The 22,419-nt window shown below is 48.1% G+C and carries 21 protein-coding genes and 5 tRNA genes; 23 read left to right on the forward strand and 3 right to left on the reverse strand.

Annotation, left to right across the window (positions count from 1 at the left end):
- Positions 1 to 10 precede the first annotated feature (10 nt).
- On the forward strand, positions 11 to 913 hold the full coding sequence (locus ACTRXI_RS07320) for a deoxyribonuclease IV (RefSeq protein WP_474261786.1): 903 nt from the start codon (positions 11 to 13) through the stop codon (positions 911 to 913).
- Positions 914 to 1,039: 126 nt separating this feature from the next.
- Here ACTRXI_RS07320 and ACTRXI_RS07325 read toward each other — a convergent pair whose 3' ends face one another.
- Positions 1,040 to 3,148 (reverse strand): RNA degradosome polyphosphate kinase, encoded by a 2,109-nt coding sequence (locus ACTRXI_RS07325; protein WP_474261787.1) that lies wholly within the window; start codon positions 3,146 to 3,148, stop codon positions 1,040 to 1,042.
- Between the two features lie 96 nt (positions 3,149 to 3,244).
- Positions 3,245 to 4,822 carry an exopolyphosphatase gene (ppx, locus tag ACTRXI_RS07330; protein ID WP_474261788.1) on the reverse strand — a complete coding sequence of 526 codons (1,578 nt, stop codon included), beginning with the start codon at positions 4,820 to 4,822 and terminating at the stop codon, positions 3,245 to 3,247.
- 192 nt (positions 4,823 to 5,014) lie between these two features.
- Here ppx and ACTRXI_RS07335 point away from each other — a divergent pair, with 192 nt between their 5' ends.
- Genes ACTRXI_RS07335 through ACTRXI_RS07350 form a run of 4 tightly spaced genes read left to right on the forward strand, consistent with a single transcriptional unit; the run spans position 5,015 to position 7,999 of the window.
- Positions 5,015 to 5,791, forward strand: coding sequence for a metal ABC transporter ATP-binding protein (locus ACTRXI_RS07335; RefSeq protein ID WP_474261790.1), 777 nt, complete (start codon positions 5,015 to 5,017; stop codon positions 5,789 to 5,791).
- Positions 5,791 to 6,669 (forward strand): metal ABC transporter permease, encoded by an 879-nt coding sequence (locus ACTRXI_RS07340; RefSeq protein WP_474261791.1) that lies wholly within the window; start codon positions 5,791 to 5,793, stop codon positions 6,667 to 6,669. Before ACTRXI_RS07335 ends, ACTRXI_RS07340 begins: the two co-directional genes overlap by 1 nt.
- 48 nt (positions 6,670 to 6,717) lie before the next feature.
- A complete protein-coding gene (locus ACTRXI_RS07345; RefSeq protein ID WP_474261792.1) occupies positions 6,718 to 7,578 on the forward strand; it encodes a metal ABC transporter permease in 861 nt (286 codons plus the stop codon).
- A complete protein-coding gene (locus ACTRXI_RS07350; protein ID WP_462868963.1) occupies positions 7,556 to 7,999 on the forward strand; it encodes a Fur family transcriptional regulator in 444 nt (147 codons plus the stop codon). Before ACTRXI_RS07345 ends, ACTRXI_RS07350 begins: the two co-directional genes overlap by 23 nt.
- Before the next feature lie 76 nt (positions 8,000 to 8,075).
- Here the strand turns inward: ACTRXI_RS07350 and ispG are convergent, their stop codons facing one another.
- Positions 8,076 to 9,203, reverse strand: a complete 1,128-nt coding sequence (ispG, locus tag ACTRXI_RS07355) for a flavodoxin-dependent (E)-4-hydroxy-3-methylbut-2-enyl-diphosphate synthase (protein ID WP_079476828.1) — start codon at positions 9,201 to 9,203, stop codon at positions 8,076 to 8,078.
- A gap of 315 nt (positions 9,204 to 9,518) precedes the next feature.
- Here ispG and ACTRXI_RS07360 point away from each other — a divergent pair, with 315 nt between their 5' ends.
- The 18 genes from ACTRXI_RS07360 (at position 9,519) to ACTRXI_RS07445 (ending at position 22,419) form a co-directional block, all read left to right on the forward strand.
- Positions 9,519 to 10,418: a DUF1002 domain-containing protein gene (locus tag ACTRXI_RS07360; RefSeq protein ID WP_474261793.1), complete on the forward strand. Its 900-nt coding sequence runs from the start codon at positions 9,519 to 9,521 to the stop codon at positions 10,416 to 10,418.
- A gap of 194 nt (positions 10,419 to 10,612) precedes the next feature.
- On the forward strand, positions 10,613 to 11,260 hold the full coding sequence (locus ACTRXI_RS07365; RefSeq protein WP_474261795.1) for an NfeD family protein: 648 nt from the start codon (positions 10,613 to 10,615) through the stop codon (positions 11,258 to 11,260).
- A gap of 193 nt (positions 11,261 to 11,453) precedes the next feature.
- On the forward strand, positions 11,454 to 13,085 hold the full coding sequence (locus ACTRXI_RS07370) for a Na/Pi cotransporter family protein (RefSeq protein WP_474261796.1): 1,632 nt from the start codon (positions 11,454 to 11,456) through the stop codon (positions 13,083 to 13,085).
- A gap of 94 nt (positions 13,086 to 13,179) precedes the next feature.
- Positions 13,180 to 13,662 (forward strand): DUF456 domain-containing protein, encoded by a 483-nt coding sequence (locus ACTRXI_RS07375; RefSeq protein WP_474261797.1) that lies wholly within the window; start codon positions 13,180 to 13,182, stop codon positions 13,660 to 13,662.
- Between the two features lie 78 nt (positions 13,663 to 13,740).
- Positions 13,741 to 13,815: transfer RNA gene (locus tag ACTRXI_RS07380), tRNA-Asn, on the forward strand.
- 1 nt (position 13,816) lies between these two features.
- Positions 13,817 to 13,893 (forward strand) — tRNA-Met (locus tag ACTRXI_RS07385).
- A gap of 21 nt (positions 13,894 to 13,914) precedes the next feature.
- Positions 13,915 to 13,990, forward strand: a tRNA-His gene (locus ACTRXI_RS07390).
- A 24-nt stretch (positions 13,991 to 14,014) separates the two neighbouring features.
- Positions 14,015 to 14,091: transfer RNA gene (locus ACTRXI_RS07395), tRNA-Ile, on the forward strand.
- A 30-nt stretch (positions 14,092 to 14,121) separates the two neighbouring features.
- A tRNA-Ser gene (locus tag ACTRXI_RS07400) sits at positions 14,122 to 14,214 on the forward strand.
- 361 nt (positions 14,215 to 14,575) lie between these two features.
- The gene (locus ACTRXI_RS07405; RefSeq protein ID WP_091611828.1) at positions 14,576 to 15,187 is read left to right on the forward strand and encodes a superoxide dismutase; all 612 of its coding nucleotides are present in this window, start codon (positions 14,576 to 14,578) and stop codon (positions 15,185 to 15,187) included.
- A gap of 142 nt (positions 15,188 to 15,329) precedes the next feature.
- Positions 15,330 to 17,456 (forward strand): peptidoglycan D,D-transpeptidase FtsI family protein, encoded by a 2,127-nt coding sequence (locus tag ACTRXI_RS07410; RefSeq protein ID WP_474261798.1) that lies wholly within the window; start codon positions 15,330 to 15,332, stop codon positions 17,454 to 17,456.
- Positions 17,457 to 17,640: 184 nt separating this feature from the next.
- Positions 17,641 to 17,790, forward strand: coding sequence for a 50S ribosomal protein L33 (rpmG, locus tag ACTRXI_RS07415; protein WP_298787882.1), 150 nt, complete (start codon positions 17,641 to 17,643; stop codon positions 17,788 to 17,790).
- A gap of 83 nt (positions 17,791 to 17,873) precedes the next feature.
- On the forward strand, positions 17,874 to 18,437 hold the full coding sequence (locus tag ACTRXI_RS07420) for a 5-formyltetrahydrofolate cyclo-ligase (RefSeq protein WP_474261799.1): 564 nt from the start codon (positions 17,874 to 17,876) through the stop codon (positions 18,435 to 18,437).
- A complete protein-coding gene (locus ACTRXI_RS07425) occupies positions 18,427 to 19,197 on the forward strand; it encodes a DUF92 domain-containing protein (RefSeq protein WP_474261800.1) in 771 nt (256 codons plus the stop codon). The genes ACTRXI_RS07420 and ACTRXI_RS07425 overlap by 11 nt, the downstream gene beginning before the upstream one ends.
- 55 nt (positions 19,198 to 19,252) lie before the next feature.
- On the forward strand, positions 19,253 to 20,008 hold the full coding sequence (locus tag ACTRXI_RS07430; protein WP_474261801.1) for an HAD family hydrolase: 756 nt from the start codon (positions 19,253 to 19,255) through the stop codon (positions 20,006 to 20,008).
- The gene (locus ACTRXI_RS07435; protein ID WP_474261802.1) at positions 20,001 to 21,182 is read left to right on the forward strand and encodes a rhomboid family intramembrane serine protease; all 1,182 of its coding nucleotides are present in this window, start codon (positions 20,001 to 20,003) and stop codon (positions 21,180 to 21,182) included. The genes ACTRXI_RS07430 and ACTRXI_RS07435 overlap by 8 nt, the downstream gene beginning before the upstream one ends.
- 60 nt (positions 21,183 to 21,242) lie before the next feature.
- Positions 21,243 to 21,443, forward strand: a complete 201-nt coding sequence (locus ACTRXI_RS07440) for a YqgQ family protein (RefSeq protein WP_298787873.1) — start codon at positions 21,243 to 21,245, stop codon at positions 21,441 to 21,443.
- Positions 21,444 to 21,447: 4 nt separating this feature from the next.
- Positions 21,448 to 22,419 (forward strand): ROK family glucokinase, encoded by a 972-nt coding sequence (locus ACTRXI_RS07445; RefSeq protein ID WP_474261803.1) that lies wholly within the window; start codon positions 21,448 to 21,450, stop codon positions 22,417 to 22,419.

The following is a 22,419-nucleotide window of genomic DNA, read 5'->3' on the forward strand; positions in this document are numbered from 1 at the left end:
AACTGAGGTGATGACTGTGCTTTTAGGCTCGCATGTATCGATGAACGGGAAAAAAATGCTTCTTGGTTCAAGTGAAGAAGCGGCTTCGTATGGAGCGACAGCGATGATGATTTATACAGGAGCGCCGCAGAATACCCGGCGCAAACCTATTGAAGAATTAAATATCGAAGACGGGCACGCCCACATGAAAGAAAACGGCATTGAAGAGGTAGTGGTTCATGCGCCTTATATTATCAATATCGGCAATACGACCAAGCCGGAAACATTTCAGCTTGGTGTGGATTTTCTGCGCAATGAAATCAGCAGATCCGAGTCGCTCGGGGCAAAGCAGATTGTTCTTCACCCGGGGGCGCACGTCGGGGCCGGTACAGAAGCAGGCATTAAAAAAATTATCGAGGGCTTAAATGAGGTTATTTATCCGGACCAGAAGGTGCAGATCGCGCTTGAAACAATGGCGGGCAAAGGCTCGGAGTGCGGAATAAGCTTTGAAGAGCTTTCGGAGATTATCAGTGGAGTAACTCACAACGATAAGCTGAGTGTCTGCTTTGATACATGCCACACGCATGATGCAGGCTACGATATCGTAGGGGATCTGGACGGCGTGCTGGAGTCGTTCGACCATTATGTCGGCCTCGACCGGCTGAAGGTGCTTCATATTAATGACAGTAAAAACGAACGCGGGGCAGGCAAAGACCGCCACGAAAATATTGGTTACGGCTATATCGGCTACAGTACGTTAGCAGAAATTGTGCATCACGAGGCGTTTGCTTCTGTGCCGAAAATACTGGAAACACCTTATGTCGGCACAGACAAAAAAAACAAAAAACCACCGTATAAGCACGAAATTGCGATGCTCAGACAAAAAGAATGGAAGCCGAACTGGCGGGATGAATTAATGCCAGCAGAGGTGTAAATGTCTTCTGCATGAATGCGCCTCACGCATTCATGCTCTTTTATTTCTGGAAGCTCAGGAAAAGAAACCAGAAACAAGGACAGCAACAAGCACGCCCCGCATGTATTCATGCGGGGCGTGCTTGTTTTATTCGTTGTTCATATCAAGAAATCTCGATGCCCACTCAAACAATACCAGCTGGCTGTTAACGGCGGGCTCTCCGGGCGCAGGCTCAACGTAATGATAATAACCGCTGCTGTCCTGCTCCCTTGCCTTCACATTATCCTGCAGGATCAGCTCCAAAATGGCATTGAGCCGCTTTTTTAAAATAGGTTCGTAGACAGGAAACATGATTTCGATTCGTTTTTCCATGTTTCTTGTCATCCAGTCAGCCGAGGACAAATAATAGTCGTCACGGGCGCTGTTGGCAAAATAAAAAATACGGGTATGCTCAAGGAAACGCCCGACGATGCTGCGGACGGTGATGCTTTCGCTCACTCCGGGGATGCCTGGCTTCAGGCAGCAGATACCACGAACAATAAGTTCAATGCGGACACCGGCCCGGGAAGCTTCATACAGTTTAATAATGAGTTCTTTATCTGTTAACGAATTCATTTTGGCGATAATATGCCCGCTTCCGTCCTGGCGATGGCAGTCAATCTCCCGTTGGATCAAATGAATCAGCTCCTCGCGTATTCCTTCCGGAGAAGTGCTGATTTCATTCCAGTACGGCTGCTGGGAAAAGCCGCTTAAATGATTAAAAAAGTTAGTGGCGTCCTCACCGAAGGAGGGACGGGTCGTAATCATGCCCATATCGGTGTACACTTTAGCGGTGGAATCGTTGTAGTTGCCGGTGCCAAGATGCACATACCTCTTGATGCCATCTGCTGTCTTCTTGACGATCAGCACAATTTTACTGTGGGTTTTTAGTGATGTAATCCCGTAAATGACGTGAACGCCGGATTTCTCAAGGGTTTTCGCCCACTGGATATTATTTTCTTCATCAAAGCGTGCCTTCAGCTCGACGAGGACCGTCACCTGTTTCCCCTGTTCCGCCGCTCTTGCCAGTGCGGCAATAATGGGGGAGTCCCCGCTGACCCGGTAGAGAGTCTGCTTAATCGCTAAAACGTCCGGATCGTCGGCCGCTGTGGAAATAAAGTCGATAACGGGCTGGAACGATTCATAAGGATGGTGAAGTAAAATGTCCCGGTCATCGGAAGCATTAAACACATCGGACTCAGTAATCAAATCCTCCGGCGGCTGGGGAATAAGCGTCTCATACACAAGATGCTCCCATTCCGGGGCAAGCTCCTCACAGAGCGGAAATAAGAAAGTTAAATCGATCGGCCCCTTCAGTGTATAAACGTCGTCTGGGTGAATCTCGAGAGCTTCGAGCAGAAACTCAAGAATATAGTCATCCATCATGCCATGCTGGCATTCCAAACGAACAGCGGCGCCCCATTTGCGTTTTTTTAATTCCTTTTCAATCTCCCGGAGGAGATCGCGGGCACCCTCCTCATGAATGGTTAAATCCGCGTTGCGGGTGATCCGGAACGGAGAAGCACTTAAGACAGTAAACCCCTTGAAGAGCATATGGATAAATTCTGCCAGTACCTGTTCAAGCAAAATATACTCCCGGCTGCCGTCGGATGACGGAAGCACAAGGAAGCGGGGGAGCACCCCGGGTACCTGGACAATGGCAATGCTTTCTTTTTCATCACCGGCTTCTTTCTGGAGCCGGACGGCCAGGTTCAGGGACTTGTTTAAAAGCATGGGAAACGGGCGGTAGGCATCCACAGCCATCGGTGTGAGAACCGGCATAATACTCGCCATGAAATACTCCTGGATATATTGATACTGGCCGCTGTCTAATTCAAGCGTCGAAAGAAAGCGGATGTTTTCCGAGGCTAACAGCGGAACAGCCGTTTCCGTAAAAAAATGATCCTGCAGCCGCACGAGCTCTGAATTTTTTTCGGTGATGGCCGAGAGCTGCTGCTTCGGCGTGAGCCCAGCTTTGTTTTCAGGTTTATTGAACCCTGCTTTTACCTGATCTTTTAACCCTGCGACCCGGACCATGAAAAATTCATCCAGGTTGGAGCTGAAAATGCCTAAAAAACGCAGGCGTTCAAGGAGCGGATTGGTCTCGTCGAGGGCTTCTTCGAGCACCCGCTCATTAAACGCAAGCCAGCTGATCTCACGGTTGTTATAATATGCCGGATTTTCAAGGTCAATATGTGTCTGAGTCATTTCGGTCATTGTAGAATCCGCCTTTCTTTACACCCTGGTCACTCCTGGGCCAATTGTATCAACGAAATGTTAAGCGCATGTAAAGATTCACGAAAAAAGCATTGTTCAGCTGGAAAAAGCAGAAACCGGCGACTGTTCGTGGAAGTGAAGCACAATCTCGCGGTTGATCATTTTTTCCAGGTGTTTTTTATACTTATCTGCTTTGGCTTCTTCAAAAGTGGAATGCATCCCCTCGCGGCAGTATATATGGAAATGAAGCTCTTTGCCTTCTTTTTCAATGCCAAGCCCCGAAACGATATTGCGGCGCGTACGGTTAAGCGAATAAGAGAATTTTAAAATGCTGCCAAGAAATTCCAGCCGTTTCAGGCTGTTTTTCTGCATATACGGCCGGAACGGTTTCGAAAACTGTTTAAACATCGATTTAGATTTGAAGGAAGACACAAGTGACATGGCGATCCGCTCTTCATGCGTAATGCCATCGATGGAACGGTTGGTTAAAATATAGAAGGTGTGCTGGCTGCTTGCCTCCGAGCTGATGTACTCCCCGATATAAAGAACCTGGGCCGCGCGGTTCAGCAGGCGGTGGTTGTCTTCATGCAGATAGGATTTTGGAATATACGGCTCCAGGCTGTTGTACATGGAAGAAGCAATGTTTCCGACTTCATCCACATAGTCCGGGTTAATCTCGAATTCCCGGTTCAGCTGGTAAAAGCTTTCCTCGATCACGTCCGGAAAATGGGGATATATTTTATCCCGGAGCAGCTCTTCAAACAACAGTCCGTCGCGGAGGCCCTTGTTGCTGATTAAATAGTAGGAGGCATCGATATGCTTATAAAGCTGGGAAATAATCCGCACCGCCGGAATAATGACGTCCGCCCGGTCTTTGGAAAGCCCTTCGATGTTTTCGCGTTCTGATAAGCTTGATTTTTCAAGAAGCTCCATTGTTTCAGCGATATCGTCACCGCTCATGGAATACTGATGCAGGCCGGCCAGCGGATAATTGATGGAAGCCTGGTGCACCAGCACCATGTTCCGGGAACTTCCGCCGATACCGACGACCGGAAGATTTTCCCCTTCTTCTCGCAGCCAGGACACTTTTTGAAATTGTTTTTCGATCCATTTATTCATCTGCTTCAGGTTGCTCGAAGTGATTTTGTCATCGTTTGGAAGAAACTTCTGCTTTAATGTCAGAGCGCCGAAGGGGAAGCTGTGGGTGCGCACGAGTTCCCTGTTTTTAAACATGGTTACCTCTGTACTGCCGCCCCCGATATCAATGGTAATTCCCTCCGAAAGGCTGGTGGAATTCACTACGGCAAGATACCCATAGGAGGCTTCTTCTTCCCCGGAAAGAACGCGGATGGGAAAATCGATGCGTTCTTCAATATACTGCAAAACCTCTTCGCGGTTGGAGGCACCCCGCACAGCTGCGGTGGCTACAGCATGAATAGTCTGAACGTCGTGAAAACGGAGAACTTCTTCAAACTGCTGCAGGGTATGCAGCAAAATATCTCTCCCCTCTTCGGTGAGTGCGTTCTGGTCGTCGATATGGTTGCTCAGGCGGGCGACGATTTTTAAGTTATGAAGCTCGCGGTACCCGCGCTTTTCGTCCACTTCATTAATTACCAGGCGGATCGAGTTGGAACCTATATCAATAACGGCGACTTTTTCTTTCGCTTGAAACATTCTCATCATTCCTTAGAAATGGATTTGATTTCGTTTAACTGCTTTACTACTAACTATCATACAAAGAATAACCATGAATTGTATACACGATTAAGCAAAGAAGATTTACAGAAGCAAAAAGGTTTTGTATACTTTTCCTATCAATAAATCGTAACGATTCTTAATTGTTTTTGGAAAGAAGGAGGCTTCCCGGTGGAAGATTCAACAAATACGCTGCTTGAAGTGAATCATCTTTCGTTTCGCTACGAGTCAGAGCTCGTGCTGGACGATATCAATATGAATATAAATCGCGGAGATTTCGTAGGTCTGGTCGGGCCGAACGGCTCGGGAAAATCTACGCTCGTCCGGATTCTTTTAGGGCTGCACAAGCATTACAGAGGAGAAGTACGATGGTTTGGAACGCCCGTACGCCAATTTCATCAATGGCCGAAGATCGGCTATGTTTCTCAAAAAGCGAATCGTTTTAATGCCGGCTTCCCGGTGACCGTGTATGAAGTCGTAGCTATGGGACTTTACGGTAAAAAGGGGCTGCTTCGTTTTTTGAATCGTAAAGACAAGCAGCGTATTCACGAAGCGCTCGAGCAGGTGGATATGCTCGGCTATAAAAAGAAGAATATGGGCCGGCTTTCCGGGGGGCAGCAGCAGCGGGTGTTTATTGCACGTGCCCTTGTGAGCGACCCGGAGGTGCTGATTTTGGACGAACCGACCGTCGGGGTGGATGCTGCATCCGCTCAGGCATTTTATGAACGGCTGAGCCACTGGAACAGAGAGAAGGGTATTACTCTTATCCTTGTTACCCATGATGTAGGAGCGATGACCAAATACGTGACAAAAGTAGCCTGCCTGAACCAGCAGCTTCATTTTCACGGAACGACACGGGAATTTGAAGAAAGTGATCTTGCCGGCGCTTACGGACACGATGTGCATATTATCCACCATGAGCATGATCACCATGCAGGAGGAGCCTGATGATTTTTCTGGAATTTGATTTTTTAAGATATGCGCTCATCATCGGTCTCATGATCGGCGTGGTTGCTCCGGCTGCAGGTGTGTTCGTGGTAGTCAGAAAAACGCCGATGATCGCCGATGCGATGTCGCATACAGCGCTGACCGGCATCGCCTTTCATCTTTGGCTCGCTTCATTCTGGGTATGGCTCAGCGAATGGAACCCGCTTTATACCGGTATTTTATTTACGTTCATCGTATCGTTTGTGATTGAGTATCTGCGTCGGCGTTTTCAAACGTTTCAGGAGCTTTCCATACCGGTAGTGATGGCTTCAGCCATTGGGCTCGGAGTCGTTTTTATTTCTCTGGCGGATGGCTTTAATAATGATTTGTTTAACTATTTATTTGGAAGCATTCTTACAGTGAATGCTTCAGACGCAGTGGTGATTGGTGCTATTTCTGCCGTGTCGCTCCTGTTGTTTCTGCTGTTTTATAAAGAATTATTATTCCTGGCTTTCGATGAAGAGCAGGCTGCCGTAAACGGGATCCCGGTGCAGAGAGTGAATTTATTATTTGCCGGTATCGCAGCGGTCATAGTTGCTTCTTCCATATCTATTTTGGGAGTGCTGCTCGTCTCCGCTTTAATTACCCTGCCGGCAGCAGCGGCGCTCCGGGTTGCTTCCACCTTCAAGAGCATGTTTTTATACGCGGTGCTTTTCGGGGAAACAGCCGTTCTGGCCGGCTTTTTTGCTTCATATTATTATGATCTGAGCTCAGGCGGCACAATCGCAGTCATTTCATTTCTTATATGGACATTCGTTGTACTGGCTGAAAAAGCCACTGGGCGAATACGTCAGCGTCCGTGGGAAGAGACGAAATGGACGGACAAAGCAAATCAATAGCACAGAAAAGCAATCCTTGTGTAAAATAAAGAATAGAGAGTGACGGCTATGTTTGATATTAATTTTGTGGAACGAAGCATTATAGCAGCGGTGCTGATCGGCCTGACAGCCCCTTTGATCGGCTCGTTTTTAGTCGTGCGCCGGTCCTCGCTGATAGCAGATTCCCTCGCTCACGTTACTCTTGCTGGAGTGACGGCAGGAGTGCTCGCCGGTAATCTGCAGGCTTTTTGGGATATCAATCCGTTATACAGCGGCTTTTTATTTGCATTTGCCGGCTCGTTGATCATTGAACGGGTACGTCACACATACGGGGGCTTTCAGGAGCTTGCCGCCCCGATCTTAATGGCGGCAGCGGTAGGACTGAGCGCCGTATTTATGTCTATATCCGCTGACGGGGTGACGGAGTGGTACGGCTATCTGTTTGGAAGTGTAGTCTCCGTACAGATGGAAGATCTTTGGTTTATCGGAGTAATGACAATTGCTGCCCTCGGGCTGCTTGCAGCGTTTGGCAGAGAATTGATGTTTCTTTCCTTCGATGAAGAAATGGCGGCTGCTGCCGGAATACCAGTTAAGATGTTCAATGTACTGCTTGCTGTACTGCTTGCGATTGTTATTTCTGCATCGATGCAGGTGGTCGGCGTGCTGCTTGCCGGAGCGCTGATTACGCTGCCGGCAGCGGCCGCAATGCAGTGGGCCTCCGGCTTTAAACGAATGCTTCTGATTGCTGTTATTATCGGAGAAGCCTCTGTGGCGGCCGGTGTGACTGGATCCATATTTCTTGGCATTGCGTCGGGAGGCGGCACTGTAGTGACCGCTGCTTTTATACTTTTTGCCACTTTAGTTCTCAGAGCATGGATCAACTGGAAAAGAAACAGGAGGCTTAAATATGAACGTCACCAAAGCGCTTAATATTATGAAGGATCAGGGATTTAAATATACAGCCAAGCGTGAAGAACTGCTCCAGCTTTTTTCAGATGAAAAACGCTATTTGACAGCGAAGGAAGTACTGCATTCCCTGCAGAAAAATTATCCGGGAATGAGTGTGGATACTGTCTATCGCAACCTCTCCATATTCGAGGAAATGGATATTCTCGAGATGACAGAGCTTGAAGGAGAAATGCATTTTCGTTTTTCCTGTTCAACAACGGCCCATCATCACCACCTTATCTGTCTCGAGTGCGGAAAAACGAGAGAAATTGAGACGTGCCCGATGGACTGGCTGAATGAAAACGTTGACGGCGGCTTTGAAGTGACCGGGCATAAGTTTGAAATTTACGGACTTTGTGCCGAATGCAAAAAAGCGAAACAAAAGGAAGCAGCACCGGCATAACCATAGGTGCTGCAGCAATAACAGGTGAAACAAAAAAGCTCCGCCCTTAATGGGTGGAGCTTTTTGCGTCGAGAGCTTAATTTGTCAGTTCTTTTTCTTTAGCTTCCCGTTCTTTTTCTGCTTCTTTGGCATAGTGCTCTTCAGCAATTTTATCAACTTCGATCTTTAGCTCTTCCACCATGGTTTCTTCCGGAACCTTCCGGATGATTTCTCCGTGGCGGAATAGAAGACCTTCGCCTTTTGCACCGGCAATACCGATATCGGCTTCTCGTGCTTCGCCGGGGCCGTTAACAGCGCAGCCGAGCACGGCTACTTTAATCGGAGCTTTAATGGTGGAAATATATTCTTCCACGTCATTGGCGATGCTGATCAAATCGATTTCAATACGTCCGCAGGTAGGACATGAGATAAGTGTAGCTGCGTTGGATGCGAGGCCGAATGTTTTCAGCAGTTCGCGTCCCACTTTTACTTCCTCTACCGGATCGGCACTGAGAGAAATACGCAGTGTGCTTCCGATTCCTTTACTTAGAATAGCTCCGAGTCCGGCAGAACTTTTGACTGTGCCTGCGAATTGAGTGCCTGATTCAGTAATCCCCAGGTGAAGTGGGTAGCTGAATGCCTGAGCCGCTTTTTCATAAGCTTCAATAGCCAGGTGGACGTCTGAAGCTTTCATCGAAACGATGATATCGTAAAAGCCGAGCTCTTCAAGGATAGAAATATGGTAGAGAGCACTCTCGACCATTCCGTCTGCAGTTGGGTATCCGTATTTATCAAGGATCCGTTTTTCGAGGGAGCCGGCGTTTACACCAATACGGATTGGAATGCCTTTGGCTTTGGCGGCCTCAACAACCTCTTCCACTTTTTCCCGTTTCCCGATATTGCCCGGATTGATCCGGATTTTATCAGCGCCGCCTTCAATAGCTTTCAAGGCCATATTATAGTCGAAGTGGATATCGACAACGAGCGGAATATTGATGCGCTGTTTAATTTTCGGAATTGCTTCAGCATCCTTCATTTGTGGGCATGCGACGCGGACAATCTGGCATCCGGCCTCTTCAAGGCGGTGAATTTCTGCGACGGTCGCTTCCACATCGTGAGTTTTTGTTGTGGTCATGCTTTGTACTACTACTTCATTACTGCCACCGATCGTCACATTACCTACTTTGACTGCTCGGGTTTCGCTGCGGTGGGTTATTTGGCTCATGTATCCATTCGCCCCTTTATATTGGTGAATTTATTTCGTGCCTCGTCTAGTGCAACAACAATAGTTAATAGTGGTCTATAACACATCGTAATTGTATCAGTGGGTGTGTACTCTTGGCAAGCAGTTGCTTCCAGAGAGCGGAAATCGGAAGTGTAAAAGACGGTATTTTGTAAAATGATGAGAAACTAACGAAAGAATGCGGGTGATGTAACTTTTTCCCCGGGCTTACGACTATAGATGCGACGAATATAAAAATATTGGTCATCAAAGTACGGGATTGGAAATGAAAGGGCATAAGAAGGAGAGTTGAACATAATGAAGTGGTGGCAGCAGACATTAGCAGCCGGGGTAGTTACGTTAGGGGTTCTTGGGGTAAGTCAGCAGGCGTCAGCGGACGCTGCAGCTGGGGATGTAACAGTGACACTCGGCCAGGATCTGTCTTCAGATCAAAGAAGTTCTCTGCTTGAAGAGATGGATGTGACTGAAGGGGAAGTACCGGTTGTAGAGGTCACAAATGAAGAAGAGTACCAGTATCTTGGAGATTATTTAAGCAGCTCTGAAATTGGCTCGCGCGCGTTATCTTCTGCAAGGATTACTGCAGCTGAAGACGGAGAAGGCATCGATATTGAAACGAACAAAATAGATACAGTTACAGAAGGAATGTATGCAAACGCGCTGGCAACAGCGGGTGTGGAGGATGCAGAGGTTTACGTGACAGCTCCGTTTGAGGTATCCGGAACGGCAGCACTGACCGGGATCTTAAAAGCCTACGAACAGCAGAACAATGTTAATATATCCGAGGATCAAAAACAGGTGGCAAACGAAGAGATTGCCAAAACTTCTGAGCTTGGCGAAGATATCGGCAAAGAAGAAGCAACAACACTGATTACACAGATTAAGCAGGAAATAAACAATACGGAGATTAATAATACGGAAGATATCCGGGTCATTGTGCAAAATGTGTCAGGCGATATGAATATTGAACTGAGCGAAGAGCAGACAGATGAGCTCGTTTCCTTATTTGACCGGATGCAGAATTTAAATATCGACTGGTCGCAGATGGAGAGTCAGCTTGATAAAGCTTCGGAAAACATCGACAGCTTTGTAAACAGTGAAGATACGCAGAATTTCCTTTCGCGCATCGTTGCTTTCCTCGAACAAATGCTTGATTCCGTGCAGGGGTGGTTTAACAGCGACTCTGAAGAATCAGCATAATATTAGTAAAAAGAGAAGAGGCCGCGGGGCCTCTTTTTTATGCGAAGAAGACGCTTACAGCTGACAACTGGCAGGAAGAAGAGTTACAATAATTGTGAAACGATTACGGGTGTTTACGCGTATATATGATTACCAAGCTTTTACGAGTCGTATTAGTCAGTGATTACAGAAGTTTATGGAAGGGAGTATATACAATGGAATGGTTAGCGAACCCGAGTGTCGGCTTTATTGTCGTTTTTCTTGGAACGATGTTTTTAATCTCAGAGTTTCTAGTTAAGTCCAAAAGCTTATTTTTTATTCTGGGAACAGCCTTTATGGTCTTATTCTTTTCCTATCATCTTGAAGGGGCAGCCGGTATCTGGGTGCTTGTATTATATGCAGCCGGTCTTGGGCTGATCCTGCTTGACGGGAAGCTTATTGGAGACGGAACTGTCTCTATTGTAGGTCTTTTGCTAATGGGAGTATCGATCGCTGTGCCGACTCCTACTATCATATACGGAGTACTCGTTATTTTCGGCTTTTTGGCCGGAGCCATTTCAGCGATGTTTTTCCTGAAGGTTTTTCCCCGCCGGGATCTATGGTCGAAGCTGATGCTTAAGGACAGTTTGACAAGCGAACAGGGCTATAACTCTATAAATCAGACGTATGAAGGACTGGTCGGCAAAACGGGGACCACCGTTACTCCTTTCCGCCCGACAGGTACGATTGATATTGAGGGAGAGCGTTACAGTGCTACCAGCGGCGATCAGTGGCTGAATGCTGAAGAAGAAATAGAGGTAACATCTGTGGATGGGACGCGCATCCGTGTCAAGCGTCTTGAGACAGCTGTAAAAGAACAGTAATTACCATATTAATGGTTAATAATGAAAAAAGAGGAAGCTGCGGCTTGCTCTTTTTTTACGGAAAAAAACAAAAGCTAAATAACTTTGGGAAAAAGTAATATTTCCTTTACAAACCATTCAATTTACTTTAAAAATAGATTGGGTGTGGCAAAAAAGGACAGAATACATAAAGTGATTAAGGGGATGAGGGAGTTTGGATATTCAAACGCTGATATTTACGTTTCTCGGCGGCCTGGGGATTTTCCTGTTCGGGATCAAATACATGGGCGACGGCCTGCAGAAGATCGCGGGCGACAAGCTGCGGGACCTGCTCGATAAATTTACGACCAACCCGTTCATGGGCGTGCTGGTCGGGATCATCGTCACCATCCTGATCCAGACGAGCACCGGCACCACCGTGCTCGTCGTCGGCCTGGTCAGCGCCGGGTTCATGACGCTGCGCCAGGCGATCGGGGTGATCATGGGGGCCAACATCGGCACGACGGCCACCGCCTTTATCATCGGGATCAAAATCGAGGAGTTCGCCCTGCCGATCCTGTTTGCGGGGACGATCCTGATCTTCTTCTTTAAAAACAAAAAAGTCAGCAACATCGGCCAGTCGGTGTTCGGGTTCGGGGCCATCTTTTTCGGGCTGACGCTGATGGGCGACGGGGTCGCCCCGCTCGAAGACCTGCCGGCCTTCCGGGAGCTGACGATCAGCATGAGCGAGAACCCGCTGCTCGGCCTGGCGATCGGGATCATTTTCACGATCGGGCTGCAGAGCTCGTCGGCGACGATCGGGCTGCTGCAGGAGCTCTACAACCAGGGGGCGATGCCGCTTGACGCGGCGCTGCCGGTGCTGTTCGGCGACAACATCGGGACGACCATCACCGCGGTGCTCGCCGCGATCGGGGCGTCGGTGGCGGCCAAGCGGGCGGCGCTCACCCACGTGATCTTCAACCTGATCGGGGCCACCATCATCCTGATCCTGCTTGTGCCGTACACGCTGTTTATCGGCAACCTGCAGGAATGGCTGAACCTGAACCCGCCGATGACGATCGCGTTTGCGCACGGCATTTTCAACGTCTCCAACACTTTGATCCAGCTGCCGTTTGTCGGAGCGCTGGCGTACCTGGTCACCAAGCTGGTGCCGGGCAAAGGGGACGAAATCGAATACAAAGCCAAGCACCTCGATCCGGCCTTTATCCAGCAGTCCCCGGCCATCGCGCTCGACCAGGCGAAGCTGGAGACGCTCAGGATGGCGGAATATGCAGGTAAAGGCCTCCAGAAGAGCGAAAGTTACCTGGAGACCAAAAATAAAAAGGACGCGGAAAACATCGTCCGGTACGAAGAAGCGATCAACAACCTGGACAAAAATATTACGGATTATTTGATCGGTATTTCCGCCCGCTCTTTGTCTAAAGAAAATTCGCGGAAACACTCAGTTGTGATGGATACTGTCCGCGACATTGAACGTGTCGGCGATCACATGGAAAATGTGATGGAGCTCGTAGACTATCAGCTCACCAATAAAGTGACGCTTTCAGAAGAAGCGTACAAAGACTTAAATGAAATGTTCACGCTGACGATCAGCACGTTTAACCGTGCTGTCGAAGCACTTGAAAAAGATGATTATGAGATTGCCCAGCAGGTTGCCAGACAGGAAGAAGATATCGATAAGATGGAGCGGAAGCTGCGTAAAAAACACATCCTGCGCCTGAATGAAGGCAGATGCTCTGGTTCTGCCGGTATCGTGTTTGTCGACATGATCAGTAATTTAGAGCGTATCGGCGACCATTCTGTGAATATTGCCGAAACGGTACTGGATGACCGGGAGGTTTCATAAGAAAAAGAAGGAGGCGATCCTCCTTCTTTTTTATTGATTATATAGAGAGAAAAGCGGCTATAGAATAATCATACATCTGCAAAGGGAGGTACGTATGGAACTGATATGGTATTTACTGGGGATTGCCTGCTACACACTGGCGCTTGTCGCGGTTGTTTATCCGATTCTGCCGGGTGGTATTTTTCACGCAGCTGCTGCCCTTATGTTTGCACTGGGCTACGGGTTTGCAGATATCGGTGTAGTCTACTGGGTGATTCAGGCAGTTATTGCGGTGCTGCTGTTTGTAATTGATTACGCGGCTAATTATTATGGTATCCAGCGGAGTGGAGGTACGAAATACGGCATCTGGGGGAGCCTGATCGGTCTGGTTGTCGGCCCGTTTATCATTCCGGTCGCCGGCATTCTGATTGGCGCACTTGCCGGAGCTGTTATTGGAGAGTTAATCGGAGGCCAGAAATCGTGGAAGCAGCTTGGTAAAATTGGCGTAGGATCTGTCGGCGGGTTTGTCGCAAGCGTTGTTATAAAGGGCGGTATATTGCTAGTGAATGCCATTTATATTATAATAATTCTTGTTTAAAGAAATACAAAAATCTGTTTGACGCGTTTTTAAGGAAATGATATAGTAATTACTGTCGTAAAAACGGCAGTAACACATTCCGCAGTAGCTCAGTGGTAGAGCAATCGGCTGTTAACCGATTGGTCGCAGGTTCGAATCCTGCCTGCGGAGCCATGGCGGCGTAGCTCAGCTGGCTAGAGCGTACGGTTCATACCCGTGAGGTCGGGGGTTCGATCCCCTCCGCCGCTACCAATATATTTACATACTCATACGGCGGTTGTGGCGAAGTGGTTAACGCACCGGATTGTGGTTCCGGCATTCGTGGGTTCAATTCCCATCAACCGCCCCATTTTTTTGTCTGCAATGCTTTTAAGGACCCTTAGCTCAGTTGGTTAGAGCAGACGGCTCATAACCGTCCGGTCGTAGGTTCGAGTCCTACAGGGTCCACCACTTTAAGAAGCAGTGGGTAAATATGCATCTGGAGGAATACCCAAGTACGGCTGAAGGGGACGGTCTCGAAAACCGTTAGGAGCTTTACGGCTCGCGAGGGTTCGAATCCCTCTTCCTCCGCCATTATTATGTTAAATACTCATTTTTATATAACTGGACAGCTAACTTTTCCGCAAAGGCCGGAGAAGTTTTTTTATTTTGAAGACAGCTCTGGGCGGGACGTGGCAAATCGGGAATATAGACGCTTTTGAGGGGCTGGTTTTTCCATGTGCAGCGAAAGCTGGTTAGATTTTTATGTTTAAAGAAGAAGTATAAGGGAATAATCAACCTTGGCAGGCTTTCTAGTTGATTACAGCAGAAAGCCGATTTGAAAAATAAGAATTGTTTTGGTAAAGTGAAAGTAGACTAAGTGTAATTTTGTATACTAAATTAACGCAAAGTCACTTTAAACAAATCACCAGAACTTTCAAGGAGGGCATTTTGTATGAGTACACATCAACTACCAGATCTACCTTATGCACCAAACGCATTGGAGCCTCATATTGATGAGCAGACAATGAATATTCACCATGATAAACACCACAACACGTATGTGACAAAATTAAATTCAGCCTTGGAAAATCACAGCGATCTTCAAAACAAGAGCGTTGATGAACTGATCAGCGATTTGAACGCTGTACCTGAAGATATCCGTACCGCAGTAAGAAATAACGGCGGCGGCCACTCCAACCACTCCATCTTCTGGAAGCTTCTCAGCCCTAATGGCGGCGGCGAACCAAAAGGCGAAGTGGCAGATGCCATTAAGAGCAAATGGGGAAGCTTTGACAAGTTCAAAGAAGAATTCGGCGCAACAGCAGTTGGACGTTTTGGTTCCGGCTGGGCTTGGCTCGTATTAAACAACGGCGAGCTTGAGCTTATGGATACGCTCAACCAGGATTCACCGATCATGGAAGGTAAAACTCCACTTCTCGGCCTTGATGTCTGGGAGCACGCGTATTACCTGAAGTATCAAAACCGTCGTCCGGATTATGTAGCAGCATTCTGGAATGTTGTAAACTGGGACGAAGTTGAAAAGAACTATCAGGCAGCTAAATAATATATTTAAAGAGTCCGTTCCCGCTTTCCGGGAACGGATTTTTTCTGTTTAGGAAGAGAGCAGAAGTTCGGCAGCGGCTTTTTTCTATGCTATACTTAACTGGAAACAAGCAAACTTACATATATTAAGAGAGGGATTGCGTGTGGCTTCCAGAAAAAATAAAAAACCTTCCATTCCTTTTCGGCTGAACGTACTTTTTTTCGCTGTTTTTATATTGTTTTCAATATTGATCCTGCGGCTTGGATACGTACAGATCGTTGAAGGTGATACGTATGAAGAGGACGTGAATGAAACGGCCTCCACATCGGCGAGCCGGGTCGATGCTCCGCGCGGAATTATGTACGACCGCAATGGAACCGAGCTGGTGGATAATAATCTTATTCTGACTTTAACGTATACGAACCAGAGAAGCTATGAGGATGAAGAACGCCTCCAGACGGCTGAAGAACTGGCTGAACTGATTGAATTTGATGAAGAGGAAACAGACCGTGAGAGCATGCCGGAAAGAAATTTGCAGGACTACTGGCTGTTAACGCGTGAAAGTGAAGCGGAGGAGCTTGTCTCAGACAAAGAAGAAGAGCGCCTTATGGAAAACGATAAAGATCCATATGAAGTACAGCTCGACCGGATTACTGATGAACAATTGAATGATATCAGTGACGAAGAGCTGGAAGTTGTAGCCATCTGGAGTGAAATGATTTCGGGTTACTATGACTCGCCGCAGCGTGTTAAACGGGATTTGACAGAAGAAGAGGCCACGGCCATCAGCGCCCGTCTCGATGAACTTGATGGCGTGGATGTAACGAGAGACTTCCGGCGTGACTATCAGTATACGCAGGCCTTCCAGAGCCTTTACGGGAAGGTGGGGTCTATCCCTGAAGAAACCGTATCCGAGTTTCTTGCTAAAGGATATCAGCGCTCCGACGAGGTTGGCCAGAGCTTTCTCGAGGAATACTATGAAGACACGCTGAGAGGCAAAAAGGGAACTGTCAGCGGTGAGGATGATGACGCCGAGGAGACGAATAACGGAAGCCGTGGCAATGACCTCGTGTTGTCGATTGACATGGATCTGCAGCAGGAAGTACAGACGATACTTGATAATCAGATGGGGCAGTCGGAAGGGTCGTTTCCAAACGATCAGCAGGCCTATGTGACTGCAATCGATCCGAATACAGGGGAAATACTTGCTATGAACGGTTATGATGATCAACTCGGGAACGTAACGAATACGTACGAGATGGGGTCGACAATCAAACCGGCAACAGGCATGATCGGCCTCCAAGAGGAAGTTATCACGGAAGATACAAAAATTAATGACAGGCCGATTGACCTTCCAGGCCCAGGAGGAGAAGTCGAATCTTCTCACGAAATCGGCACAATAGATATTGTCGGTGCTATCCAGGAATCATCCAACATATTTATGTCCGAAATTGCGATGCGGCTGATGGACTATGAGTATGGAAGCGGCGATGGTTTCAACGATCAAAAGGTGGACGAGGCATATGCGACAATGAGAGACTATTATCATCAGTTCGGGCTTGGGGTGGAAACCAGCATCGATCTGCCATCAGAAGCTACTGGTTTAAATGCTGGGAGGCAGGTGCCAGGCAGCTTGTTGTTCTTCTCCTTCGGCCAGCTTGACACGTACACACCGCTGCAGCTGGCGCAGTATTCCGCGACTATTGCTTCCGACGGTAAACGGATGGAGCCTCACCTCGTGAAAGAAATTCGTGAACCAAACCGTAATACGGATGAAATGGGTGCAGTGCTTCACCAGTTTGAACCAGAAATGCTGAACCGGGTTAATATTGACAAAGAATACTTTGATATTGCCCAGGAAGGTATGTACGATGTGGTAAACACGGATTTGGGAACCGCGGACAGCTATTTCACGGACGTAAATATGGAAATTGCCGGGAAAACAGGGACGGCCCAGCGCAGTGTCCGCAGAGAAAGCGACAATGAAGTGGTAGAGGTAAACAACCAGACCTTTATCGCCTACGGGCCGTATGAAGACCCGGAGATAGCGATTGCGGTAGTCGTTCCTAACGCTTATTCGAGTGATGAGGGTGGACGCTCGGGTATCGCCAACAGCATTGCCGCTGATACGATGCAGGCATATGTGAATCTTAAGGAAGAACGTCCGGGAGCCGGAAACAGCGAAGACGAAGCTGAAGGTGAAAATGAAGAAGAGGGCGAAACCACGGACGACAATGAAGAAAACGCAGGAGACGAAGAAAACTCCGGCGGCGACGGGGAAGAACAGTAATCCTGCTGGAATAAAAGACTGCAGCAAGTTGTTTTGTTCTTAACACTTTTTACTGATTTGCCGCTTTTACAAAAAATATTCTTAACTTTCCTGAGAAAAACTAACATCACAGACTTGAAGCACAAATAGGAATCTGATAGTATTACTAAGTATGAAAAATGTACGAAAGTAGGGAGGGAATCACATGCGTGTACAAGTAACGCTTGCCTGCACAGAGACTGGTGACCGTAATTACATCACCAGCAAAAATAAACGCACAAACCCTGAGCGTATTGAGTTGAACAAATATTCTCCTCGTTTAGGAAAGCACACTCTTCATCGCGAAACGAAATAAGCAGCAGGAGATTACATCTCCCAGCTGCTTTTTCTTTTGTCTTTAAAGCATGGTCCAATGAAAAGACATGGGAGGGCAAATAATTGAATAAACATATGCTCCGGCAGCAGGTAAACAGCGCCTATCAAAATCTTTCCGGAAGTGATCGCTTGGCGGCAGAAAAAAAGATTTATGAGTACTTATTCCAATGGAGCGGATGGAAACAGGCGGAGACGATTGCTGTAACTGTTTCGCTCAAAAATGAAATAAATACCGGGCCGATTATTGAAACGGGATGGCAGCAGGGAAAGCGGATGTGTGTACCTAAAATTGAACCTGAGCAACGCGGAATGGATTTTTATGAAATACAGGAATTCGGTGAGCTCGAGCGCTCGATCGGACAGATATATGAGCCTAAAAAAAGTGTCTGTCCCCTGGTGCCTCCGGAGCAGCTGGATCTTGTTCTTGTGCCTGGTCTTGTATTTAACAGGCAGGGCTACCGCGTTGGGTTCGGGGGCGGATACTATGACCGCTTTTTAAACCGGGCGGATTTTGCTACGGCCTCCCTGATTCATCCTTTTCAGCTTCAGGAGCGTATTCCGGTGGAAGCGCACGACGTGCCGGTCCAAACCCTTATCAGCAGCGAAGGCCTCATTCATGTGGGGTGAAACGGCACTCGGTTTAGTATTCGTGCTGTTTTTAATGATGATTTGGCAAAAAGGATCATTAACGTTTACCGCAACGGTATCAGCCGGAGTGCTCGGCACGCTTATATACACATGGACAGGGTGGCTGGGGGCAGCAGCGCTGCTTACTTTTTTTGTAAGTTCGACAGCTCTGTCACGTTTGAATAAACAGGAAAAGGAACAGCGGGACAATGGGCAGGTATGGGCGAATGGAGGACCGATGCTTATATTTGCTGCTTTGTCCAGCGCCGCTTCGTGGGAAGGGTTTTTAGCTGCTGCTGCAGGTGCAGCGGCGGCAGCAAATGCGGATACGTGGGCGTCAGAGCTTGGCCGCCGGTTTGGAGGCCGGCCGTTTCACGTGCGCAGCCGAAAACGAATAGAAAACGGTTTTTCCGGAGCGGTTTCCGGAGCAGGAACGCTGGGAGCTTTTGGCGGTGCTTTGCTTGTGGGAGGGGTAGTTTATTTTATTTCTTCAGAGCCGAATGTCTTTATGCTTATTGCTGTAAGTGCTGCTGGCGTATGTGGCTGCTTTATTGATACATTTCTCGGAGCCTATACAGAACGGATGAATCGCTGCAGCGTATGTGGGTCCTATACGGAAGCTGCAGTCCATCATGGAAGGAAAACCATTCACGCCTCGGGCATTTCATGGATGACAAACAACGCTGTGAATGCGTTAAGCTCCTTTGGAGGCGGTGTGGTGGTTGTGGTGCTGTACATTGTTTCTTTCTTTTCCTTTTGATTTCGCCTTTAGCGGGAGGTTGCTATAATAGAAGGAAGAAAGGTGGCACAAGTACATGCGCTGGACAACGATTTGTTTCGATCTGGACAATACCCTCTACGATCACGAAAAAGCTTTTCAAAAAACAATCAAAGCTGTGTTTGTTTCCATCAGACAGCAGATGAATAAAGAAGCTCCGTTCGTTCATGAAGATAAGTGGTTCGAGGTGTTTAAATATCACTGTGATTTGTTTTGGCGGGAATACGAGGAAGGCACTCTTACGCAGGAGCAGTACCGGGTAAAGCGGTATGCAGAAACGATGCACGTGTTTGGGCTCCCGGCGTCACGCCGGGAAGCACTCGAGTTTCATCAGGAGTATGAGCAGCGGCTGCCGGAATTCAGCGAACTGTTTGAGAGTGTACCTGGTTTGTTGGAATCGCTCACAAAAAGCAGCGTCCGCCTCGGTATTATTACAAATGGGTCAGAGAAACTGCAGAAAGAAAAGTTTTATCAGCTTGAGCTTGATCGCTGGATCGACCACCGTCATCTTTTTATTTCTGAAATGTCCGAAGCTCCGAAGCCGAAAGCGGCAATTTTTGATGAAGCGCTGCAGCTTATGGATAGCCGGAAAAAACGGGCGCTGTTTGTCGGTGACTCGTGGGCCCATGATATAAGGGGAGCGGAAAATGCAGGATGGGAAGCTATCTATGTGAACACCCGCGGGGAGAAAGCAGGACCTTCGGCAAATACAGTAAAAGAGTTTAGCGAATTCAATCAGGCAGCCTCATATTTAAGAGAAATAGTGGAAGAAGGACGGCGTTCGGATGTCTAAACGGGAAGCTCACCAGTTTTGGAAATTTACAGAGCAGCTTATGGAGGAAGAATCCTTCCGCCTGATTGACGTCGGTCCGGACCGGAAGCGCGTATGGCTTCAGGGGGATGTGGACGGACAGCCCTGGATTGTGCGCATGGCACGGGTGGAATATGAGCGTCTCGGGCGGCTGGAAGAAGACAGGCATGAAGCGGAAAAAAGCTTTCACGGGTGGAAACGGCGACTCGCCTTAAGGAAAGCAAAATTTGCGAACGTATATATTACTTCTTATCCTCCGGCAGATATGACAGAGCCGATGGAGAGCGGAGACCGCGAAGCCCGCTCCTTTTTGTTCGCCGATGACAACGGGCGGGGCCTGGCGGATGCGCCCCCTTCTGTCAGTACGTATCTAAAAACCAATGAATGGGCATGGGGCGGCCTGGAAGAAGAGCTCGAACCCGAAGAGCATGAACAAAGAGCCTCCTTTTACCGCCGGCAGGCGGAAAAAAAGCAGAGGGAGCTTGAAGAGCAGGACATGTCCTTTTTTTCAAGCGGGAAGCCGATTGTGACCTATATTGTGCTGGCACTGCTTGCCATGATTTTTTTAGTTCTGGAGCAATCGGGAAGCAGTATGAACGTCAACACTCTCATCGAGCTTGGAGCGAAATACAATCCGGGAATTGTAGACGGAGAATGGTGGCGCCTGGTTACTGCTATGTTCCTTCATATCGGTTTTCTGCATTTGTTTATGAACAGCCTGGCGTTGTTTTTTATTGGCGGCATCACAGAACGTATTTACGGCACAACGCGCTTTATTATCATTTATTTTGCCGCAGGTGTATTTGCATCGACGGTCAGCTTTGCTATGAATGAACAGGTGTCAGCCGGAGCCAGTGGTGCTATCTTTGGCTGTTTCGGGGCCCTTTTATATCTGGGACTTGCCCATCAACGGCTGTTTTTCCGTACACTTGGCATGAACGTGCTTGTCATACTCGGGATTAACCTGATATTTGGGTTTACCGTGCAGGCAGTGGATAACGGGGCCCATATTGGCGGTCTTGTCGGTGGATTTATAGCCTCCGTTCTTGTGCATCTTCCGGGACACCGATGGCAGTTTGTGCGTGTAGGAGCGTTTGCGTTTTTTGTTTTGGCGTTTGCCATCTTTTTTGCGATCGGTATGTACCGGTGGAATTAATCAAAATACGTAGTAGAAAAACGCCTTTCGCTTGCTATAATGAAAGGAAGCAGGATAACTATGGAATCCATGACAGAAATCCGGATGTGGCTGCGCACGGTCGGGGCCTTCATCTATACGAAAAATCGTTTAATGGATTTAGACTTAATGGAAGAAGAAATCAGAGAAGCCTATAAAAACGGACTTTTGGATGTCAGGATGTATCAGACTGCTTTATTAACGATAAAAAGAGAACGACGAATCGAGCAGGAAAAGGGGTAGACAAATGGCTGAAAATTACGTGATCGGAATCGATATCGGCGGCACCGCGGTAAAAATGGCGCTTTTTGACCAGGACGGGGGCATGCAGCATAAATGGAGCATCACGACCAGCAAGGAAGAAAACGGAAAATACGTGCTCGATGAAATTGCCGCATCGATCGAGCATGAACTGAATGAAAAGCAAATTCCACTGACGAAAATCGCCGGCGCCGGTGCGGGGCTTCCCGGCTTTATCGACATAGAAAATGGCATTATCGAATTCGCAACAAACATAGGGTGGAAGGATTACCCGGTCGCTCGTATTCTCGAAGAAAAGCTCGGTTTTCCCGTGGCGCTCGATAACGATGCCAATCTTGCAGCGGCGGGCGAATACTGGAAAGGGGCCGGGACAGACGTCCGGGATATGATTTTTATCACGCTCGGCACGGGCGTCGGAGGAGGAATTGTGCTTAACGGGGATTTGGTGAACGGCAAAGATAATATGGCTGGGGAAATCGGCCATATTACCGTGAAACCGGAGGGAGGCCGGCTTTGTAACTGCGGCAAACGCGGCTGTCTGGAAACCATCTCTTCAGCAACAGGCATGGTGCGCGGAGCCCTGGAGCATATCGACGAAGCCGAAGGTTCTCCGATTTATGATGTGCACCAGCGTGGGGAAGAGATTACGACTAAGGATTTGTTCGCTTATGCCACATCCGCTGACCCGTATTGTGCCGGCGTGATTGACCACGCCATGTATTACCTGGGACTTGCCGTCGGCAATATGGCCAACACCCTGAATCCGGAGCGAATCGTGATCGGCGGCGGTGTGGCTGCTGCCGGAGATGACTTACTGCAGACGCTGCGCGCTCATTTTGATATGTTTGCGCTCGACAAAGTCAAAAGAGGAACAGATTTTGTTATTGCCGATCTTGGGAACGACGCGGGGGTGGCAGGAGCCGCGTGGCTGGCTAAAAATCATTACTTGAACGGATAA

The sequence above is a fragment of the Marinococcus sp. LNHM4E3-1 genome, assembly GCF_056034405.1.

Bases quoted from the DNA above. Each gene is read 5' to 3' on its own strand.
- ACTRXI_RS07345 (WP_474261792.1), top strand. From the start codon at position 6,718: ATGTTTGATATTAATTTTGTGGAACGAAGCATTATAGCAGCGGTGCTG.
- ACTRXI_RS07320 (WP_474261786.1), top strand. From the start codon at position 11: ATGACTGTGCTTTTAGGCTCGCATGTATCGATGAACGGGAAAAAAATG.
- ACTRXI_RS07445 (WP_474261803.1), top strand. From the start codon at position 21,448: ATGGCTGAAAATTACGTGATCGGAATCGATATCGGCGGCACCGCGGTA.
- ACTRXI_RS07405 (WP_091611828.1), top strand. From the start codon at position 14,576: ATGAGTACACATCAACTACCAGATCTACCTTATGCACCAAACGCATTG.
- ACTRXI_RS07340 (WP_474261791.1), top strand. From the start codon at position 5,791: ATGATTTTTCTGGAATTTGATTTTTTAAGATATGCGCTCATCATCGGT.
- ACTRXI_RS07430 (WP_474261801.1), top strand. From the start codon at position 19,253: ATGCGCTGGACAACGATTTGTTTCGATCTGGACAATACCCTCTACGAT.
- ACTRXI_RS07350 (WP_462868963.1), top strand. From the start codon at position 7,556: ATGAACGTCACCAAAGCGCTTAATATTATGAAGGATCAGGGATTTAAA.
- ppx (WP_474261788.1), bottom strand. From the start codon at position 4,822: ATGTTTCAAGCGAAAGAAAAAGTCGCCGTTATTGATATAGGTTCCAAC.
- ACTRXI_RS07435 (WP_474261802.1), top strand. From the start codon at position 20,001: ATGTCTAAACGGGAAGCTCACCAGTTTTGGAAATTTACAGAGCAGCTT.
- ACTRXI_RS07360 (WP_474261793.1), top strand. From the start codon at position 9,519: ATGAAGTGGTGGCAGCAGACATTAGCAGCCGGGGTAGTTACGTTAGGG.
- rpmG (WP_298787882.1), top strand. From the start codon at position 17,641: ATGCGTGTACAAGTAACGCTTGCCTGCACAGAGACTGGTGACCGTAAT.
- ACTRXI_RS07440 (WP_298787873.1), top strand. From the start codon at position 21,243: ATGGAATCCATGACAGAAATCCGGATGTGGCTGCGCACGGTCGGGGCC.
- ispG (WP_079476828.1), bottom strand. From the start codon at position 9,203: ATGAGCCAAATAACCCACCGCAGCGAAACCCGAGCAGTCAAAGTAGGT.
- ACTRXI_RS07325 (WP_474261787.1), bottom strand. From the start codon at position 3,148: ATGACCGAAATGACTCAGACACATATTGACCTTGAAAATCCGGCATAT.
- ACTRXI_RS07425 (WP_474261800.1), top strand. From the start codon at position 18,427: ATGTGGGGTGAAACGGCACTCGGTTTAGTATTCGTGCTGTTTTTAATG.
- ACTRXI_RS07365 (WP_474261795.1), top strand. From the start codon at position 10,613: ATGGAATGGTTAGCGAACCCGAGTGTCGGCTTTATTGTCGTTTTTCTT.
- ACTRXI_RS07375 (WP_474261797.1), top strand. From the start codon at position 13,180: ATGGAACTGATATGGTATTTACTGGGGATTGCCTGCTACACACTGGCG.